Below are 6,432 nucleotides of genomic sequence, written 5' to 3'. Positions count from 1 at the left end.
CATGTGGTTAAACATATGAAAGAGTGCGGCAATAAAGGAAAAGGTGCTTAAGATTTTAAGCCCTAAAGAATCAAAAATCATCCCCATACCAAAAGCTATAAGGATAATACCAATATTTTCAATAGAAGAATTTGCCAAAAGGGCTTTTATATCACGTTCTACCATCGCATACAAGATGCCGACCAGTGCAGTGACCGAACCTATAATAAGGATAAAGGTTCCCCACTGCAAAGGCCAGGGGTAAAGCACATCAAACAAAAATCGTATCATACCATAGAGTGCAACTTTGAGCATCACTCCACTCATAAGAGCAGAAACAGGACTGGGTGCTTCAGGATGGGCATATGGTAACCATACATGCATAGGAACCACCCCAGCCTTACTTAAAAAACCTAAAATTAAAAAGAAAAAAAGCATAGTTGGATAGGTAAATGTAGAAGCAATGGTTTTCATCTGAGAAAAACCAGCCTCCAAATTTCCATTACTCACAATCAAGAAAAATAACAGTAAAAAAACAAAACCAAAATGTGTCATAAGAAAATAAAATCGTGCCGCTTCTATGGTATTTTTTTCCTTAGGCTCTGTCAAAATCAGCTGCCATGAACTCAAACTCATAATTTCCCAAAAAAAGAGAAAAACCAATGCATTGGCAGAGACTACAACACCAATCATAGAAAATACAAATGCAAAATAATGTAGTAGATAGTGTGATTTTCGCTCAATATGAGGAAGGTAACCAAAAGAGTAAAAAAAGTTTGGTATAGCCCCCATAACAATCAATACTACAAATACCAAAGAGAGAGTATCAAACTGAAACATAATAGTTTCGCTCCAAAATCATAATACATTTAAACGGGTTCGGTGGGATAACCATCGGACAAGAGGGCTTTTTTAGCAGTCCTTAAATATGCATAAGATTATACTCCCATGAAGCTTAAAATATTTTATTTTAAATAAGACTAAAATTATCTTATTATTGATTTAAATCAAGAATACCCTAAGAATATTCCGATATATTTCACTTGTATTTAATTAGGAGTATATTTATCCTAATTAATAATCTTATCTAAGGAGTCTGTCTTGAAACAGCTACCTATTTTACTTATATTTGTCGCAATTACAAATCTTTTTGCCAATGAGAAAGAAGATAGTCTAGTTGAAAAAGGGAAAGCTGTATATGCTGCCAACTGTGCCATCTGTCATACCGTTAATGGAGGCAGTGCATTGGGCCCTGATTTTAATATTGTTTCATATACTCGAACCGAAGAGGAGATAGCAAATTATGCAAAAGACCCCTATGCCAACTATAAAAAATTTGGTCATAGTGCCAATGCCATGCCTACACTTCCTCTTGAAGATATAGAGTTCAAAGAGGTTGCTGCGTACATCAGTTCTTTACAACCTTTTAAAAAGTGGATGATCAAAAAGAAAAATTAACGCTTCATCAACTCTTTGGGGTAGACACCATAGGTAGAGAAAAAAAGTTTAGAAAAATGCCCTTGGTGTCTGTACCCTACATTTTTGGCAACCTCACCAATAGTCATATTCTCCTCTTTGAGCAAAAGGTTTGCTTCCTCCAAACGAAGTTTTTGTACATAACTGTAGAGTGTACTTCGATAAACTTTTTTAAATACCTTTTTGAGTTTGGACTCATTGGTTGCACAAAGATGTGCCAAAGTTTTTACTGTCGGAGGGTTTATAAAATCCTGCAACAAAATTGCTTTTGCTTTGGAAGCAAGAGTTACCTCATCTGGAGTTACATCTTCTGTAAAAATATCAAGCAGACCAAAGAGGTGTATGATGAACTCCACCACATGATGCTCCGCACGGATGCTTTTCATTGTATCCCCTGCAGAAATATGTAATAGCTTCTCAACACTATAAAGGCTCAATGCATCAATGGGCAACTGGTTGACCTCCTCCAAAGAAACCTCTTTTTGAATTTTATGATATAAAAAATCGATTGGCTCATTTTGCCTGCCACTCAAATAGCGTTTGAGAAAAAAATCTGCAATAAAAAGTATGAAGATGTCTGAATCTTTGCTCTTTTGCATGCTTAATGTCATATCTTGTCTAGAAGAACAAAAGATGGCTGTTTCACCCTCTTTAACCGATAGCACCTGCTCATCCACCTGGTCATACATACACAATTCACCGCTATTGACCATTGTGATAATAACCATTCTATCAAGATTTTTCAGTACTATCTCTTTGTAACATTCTGAGAGTTTACTTTCCAAAAAAACAATACCGTTTGAGATATCTACACGCTTAAGGTACCCATTTGCTTCTTCATGAAGCACAGTAATCTTATATCTGGTATCTGTGATATTGAAAAAGAAACTATCCATCTGTATATACTCCGACCACACGTGCTATATCGACCAATCTTTTGGCATAGCCATACTCATTGTCCTGCCATGCCGATACCCGGAGTAGAGTTCCACCTACAACAGAGGTAAGAGGAAAATTCAACACTGCACTGTGAGGATCAGCAATATAGACATCAGATGTTTCCATCGTATCAGTATATGAAAAGATCTTTGTATCATTCATATCTATCTCTTTTTTAAATAGCTGATTAATCTCCTCTTGTGTAGCATAATTTACCAACTTAATACTCAGATCATAAAGCGTTACAGCAGGTGTAGGCACCCTAATACTTTTTGCTGCGAACTTTTCTTTTAACTTCGGGAAAAAATACGCCGTTGCCTGGGCTGCTCCACTCATAAGAGGGATAATGTTCTGTGTTGCCGAGCGTGTTCTTCGTATATCTTTAGAGTAATGTTTACTGTCTAGCAGATTCTGATATACTGTATAACTATGGTACATACTCATCATCGCAGCTTCTATCCCAAAGTATTTGTCTATGATCTTCAAAAGCGGGACAATAGCATTGGCAGAACAGCTGGAATTTGAAATAACAGACTCACCCTTGTAGTCGTTATGGTTCACCCCATATATATAGGTTGGCATGGCATCTGAAGGAGGTGCTGAAACAATCACCTTTTTTGCACCGTTTTTAATCAAAGGCAGATTGGATGCTACAGTTAAAAATATCCCACTGCATTGTAAAAGCACATCCACATCCAATAGGGTCATATCCAATTTTTCAGGATCAGGTTCAGAAAAAAGTTTTACTTTGTCTCCTTCAACAAAAAGCATATCCTTCTGTATGTAAATGTCATAAGGAAGTGTTCCATAAATGGAGTCATATTTTAAAAGATACCCTATCTGTTCAAAACTGTACAGATCATTGATCCCTACCAGTTCAAACTGTTCATCTTTAAATATGATCCTTGCAGCACTCCTGCCTATCCTCCCAAATCCGTTAATGAATACCCGTATCTTTTTAGAGGTCATAATAGGCTCTCACACGCCGTTCAAAATCCTCATCACTGAGTTCTTTTTTCATAGGGATAAACTTTTTGGCTTTATCTCCTGCTGTCTGACGCGCAAGAGAGTCTTTATTCTCTATAATATCCAAAATAAGTTTGGTAACTTCATCTGTACTATTCCCGTTATTGATCTGCGCAACGATCACAGGAGCCAATCCTGATACCATCTTGGCATAGGGGGAGTCAGTACTGAATGTTGCTCTATTGGTGACTAAATTATCTCTGGCAAAATTGGTATCAAAAAAACCGGGCATGATGGAGTGTACTCTAATATTAAAATCTTTCAGCTCATAACGAAGAGAATCGGTGATCCCTTCTACTGCATATTTACTGGCATTGTAAAAAGTTAAAAGTGGGAGTCCAATCTTTCCCAAAAAAGAGCTGATATTAATGATCACTCCACTTTTTTGCTTTCTCATTTTGGGGATCACTGCTTTGCACATACGCATCACACCAAAGACATTCACATTGAACTGAGCAAACATCTCTTTCTCTGTCACCTCTTCAACGGTTGAGACCAGACCGTATCCTGCATTATTGATTAAAATATCTATCCTTTTTATCTTTGGGACTGCATTCTCAACACTTTGGGGATCTGTAATATCCAATTTCAGAGGATAAATATTTTCTGATCGCATATCAAAAAGTTTTTCCGGTGTTCTTGATCCTGCATAGACAAAATAGCCCTGCTTTGCCAGATAAAGCACTGTAGCTCTTCCCATACCGCTGCTGGATCCTGTAACAAGGACGACTTTTTGATTGTTATTCATAGTATAAATTATAATCAAAATCTATAGAGATACTATTGATAAGTATCAAATCTTGACATCTATCAACACATTTATAAGATCAAAAAGATAAAATGATATACTAATTCTATAAGAGGAGAAATTATGGATGTAAAGCATTACTATAACCCAAATGGTGAAGAGATACTTGATGAAAAAATATTTGGAGGCTCACCTACAGGATTTGTAGATTTTAACCGTTCTAAATACCGTTGGGACAGTAATATTTATGACCTGATGAATGCCAATACCTGGTTCCCTTCAGAAGTCAATACCAGCTCTGAAAAAAAGAATTTTGAGAAACTCTCCCCCAATGAACAGTCCATTTATAAAATGACTTTTGCACAACTGAGTTTTAATGACTCAGCACAGGAGGAGTATCTGAGTGACTTCAGACGACTGGCAAATAACCGTTTGGTCAAATCAGTCATCTCTTTACAGATCATGCAGGAGGTGAACCACTCCAAGAGCTATGCTGTACTGCTTGATGCCTGTGGAAACTCCGATGAAGTCTTTAACCTTTACAAATATGATGAAGCACTCAACCGAAAGAACCAACAGGTAGCAGAACAGTTTGCCAAATACATTGATGGCGGTTCCGTAGATAAAATGCTTTTATCCGCTATGGCGAGTGTTAACCTGGAAGGTATCTACTTTCTACTTGGCTTCTCTTATATCTACTTACTTGGAGACAAAGTTCCGGGTGCCAGAGATATGATCAAGTTCATTGCCAGAGATGAACTTAACACCCATCTACCTCTCTTTGCCAACATTTTTAAAACTATTCAGAAAGAGAACAAAATTCAAACCAGTACCATCGATGCTGCCTATACCATGATCCAAGATGCCGTCAATATAGAGTTGGAATATGGAAAATATCTTCTTGATCAATTTCCTATTATGGGTGTCACACCTGAACTCATGGAGCAGACCGTTCATAACTATGCCAATGACCGACTTAAAAAAATAGGACTTGACACGATCTTCCCGGAGAGTAATACTACCTATTTACAGAAACTCGTTACCAAACACTTGGAAATGAATGAAGTCAAAAGCAACTTCTTTGAAAGCAATGTCTCCAACTATGCCAAATCAAGCATAGACCTCAATGACTTCTAGAGAGTTCCTCCCTTATCTCAAGTGTGTGGGTACCGGTCCCAAACGCAACCGTGACCTTAGCAAAGAGGAGATGAAAATCGTTATACGTGCATTTTTAAAAAAAGAAGTACTGCCTGAACAAGTAGCAGCTTTTATGTTAGGGTGGAGAGTCAAAGGTGAGAGCATAGAGGAGTTTGCTGGAGCATTGGAAGTTTTTGATGAATTTGTCAAACACGCCCCCCTTCCCAACTCCATAGAGTTTGGTTACCCCTATGACGGTAAAATAAAAAATCCCTATATTTTACCTCTCACTGCAAAATATTTACAGGGCTTTGAGATAAATCTTTCTCTACATGGTGGACTACTGCAGCCAGCCAAAGAAGGCACAACCCTTAAAGAGATATGTGGCAATACATCTCTGGAAGACAATATCTATTACTATGACCAAAGTGAGTATTTCCCGGAACTCTATGCATTTTCTGAAATACGAGAAAAACTGGGTCTTCGTTCCTCTTTTAATACCATAGAAAAACTTTTAGGCATCACAAAAAGTGACACAGCCATCATTGGAGCGTTTCATAAACCTTTTGTAGACAAGTACATTCAACTCTACAAAGACCGGTACAAAAGACTTATCATCATCAAAGGAAATGAGGGCACACCGGAAATATTTTCCAAATGTGCTGTAACTATTGTGGAAAATGATGAAATAACAGAGATAAAAGTAGATCCAAAAGCCTATGGTATTAACTATAGAAAATCTACAGAACGCATCTCATTGGAAGACTCTTTAGAACAACTCCATAATCCTAGCGATTCCTTTATAGAACTTGCTAAATTTAATGCTGCTGTGATTTTGTTTTTAACGGGAAAAGTCACAAGTATTGAAGAAGGACTCAGCCTCCTGTAGGGTGGGTTTTCTAACCCACCACATAGGGCAATCATGTATAAGGTCGGTGTCTTGCCGTAAGGGTTAGTGAATATTGTATAAATTAAAAAGTTGTCGTTGTCACCCAATCCCTTTGTTCTAGGGTTGACATATGCTAGTTCCTCTGAAAGTTTTGTTTAGCTTTGTTTTATTTACTCCTGCCTTTACGCTTTTGCTTTGGGTGTGATGGCACTGATAGGCTTGTTAGGGTAGATCGCAC

At 37.5% G+C, this 6,432-nt stretch carries 7 protein-coding genes; 3 read left to right on the top strand and 4 right to left on the bottom strand.

From position 1 onward, the window contains the following. The coding region (locus MVE01_RS05425; RefSeq protein WP_472561158.1) for a proton-conducting transporter transmembrane domain-containing protein at nucleotides 1-819 on the bottom strand (819 nt) is incomplete at its 3' end. A gap of 261 nt (nucleotides 820-1,080) precedes the next feature. Here MVE01_RS05425 and MVE01_RS05420 point away from each other — a divergent pair. Further along, entirely contained in the window at nucleotides 1,081-1,437 is a 357-nt protein-coding gene (locus tag MVE01_RS05420; protein ID WP_472561157.1) for a c-type cytochrome, read from the top strand. On the opposite strand, the gene MVE01_RS05415 is transcribed toward MVE01_RS05420, so the two are convergent. From MVE01_RS05415 to MVE01_RS05405, 3 genes are read right to left on the bottom strand one after another with little or no spacing between them, the layout of a single operon-like run. Next, entirely contained in the window at nucleotides 1,434-2,351 is a 918-nt protein-coding gene (locus tag MVE01_RS05415; RefSeq protein ID WP_472561156.1) for a helix-turn-helix transcriptional regulator, read from the bottom strand. The genes MVE01_RS05420 and MVE01_RS05415 overlap by 4 nt on opposite strands. Next, nucleotides 2,344-3,363, bottom strand: coding sequence for a type I glyceraldehyde-3-phosphate dehydrogenase (locus MVE01_RS05410; protein ID WP_472561155.1), 1,020 nt, complete (start codon nucleotides 3,361-3,363; stop codon nucleotides 2,344-2,346). The genes MVE01_RS05415 and MVE01_RS05410 overlap by 8 nt, the downstream gene beginning before the upstream one ends. Then, nucleotides 3,353-4,168, bottom strand: a complete 816-nt coding sequence (locus MVE01_RS05405) for an SDR family oxidoreductase (RefSeq protein ID WP_472561154.1) — start codon at nucleotides 4,166-4,168, stop codon at nucleotides 3,353-3,355. Before MVE01_RS05405 ends, MVE01_RS05410 begins: the two co-directional genes overlap by 11 nt. 123 nt (nucleotides 4,169-4,291) lie before the next feature. On the opposite strand from MVE01_RS05405, the gene MVE01_RS05400 reads away from it, so the two are divergent. Next, entirely contained in the window at nucleotides 4,292-5,305 is a 1,014-nt protein-coding gene (locus MVE01_RS05400) for a ribonucleotide-diphosphate reductase subunit beta (RefSeq protein ID WP_472561153.1), read from the top strand. Beyond that, nucleotides 5,295-6,194: a glycosyl transferase gene (locus tag MVE01_RS05395; protein ID WP_472561152.1), complete on the top strand. Its 900-nt coding sequence runs from the start codon at nucleotides 5,295-5,297 to the stop codon at nucleotides 6,192-6,194. The genes MVE01_RS05400 and MVE01_RS05395 overlap by 11 nt, the downstream gene beginning before the upstream one ends. The last annotated feature ends 238 nt before the right edge of the window (nucleotides 6,195-6,432 follow it).

Source organism: Sulfurovum sp. (assembly GCA_026990595.1).
Classification (GTDB): domain Bacteria; phylum Campylobacterota; class Campylobacteria; order Campylobacterales; family Sulfurovaceae; genus Sulfurovum.
Note: the sequence above shows the minus strand (reverse complement) of the source record. Positions and strands in the feature narration are given on the sequence as shown.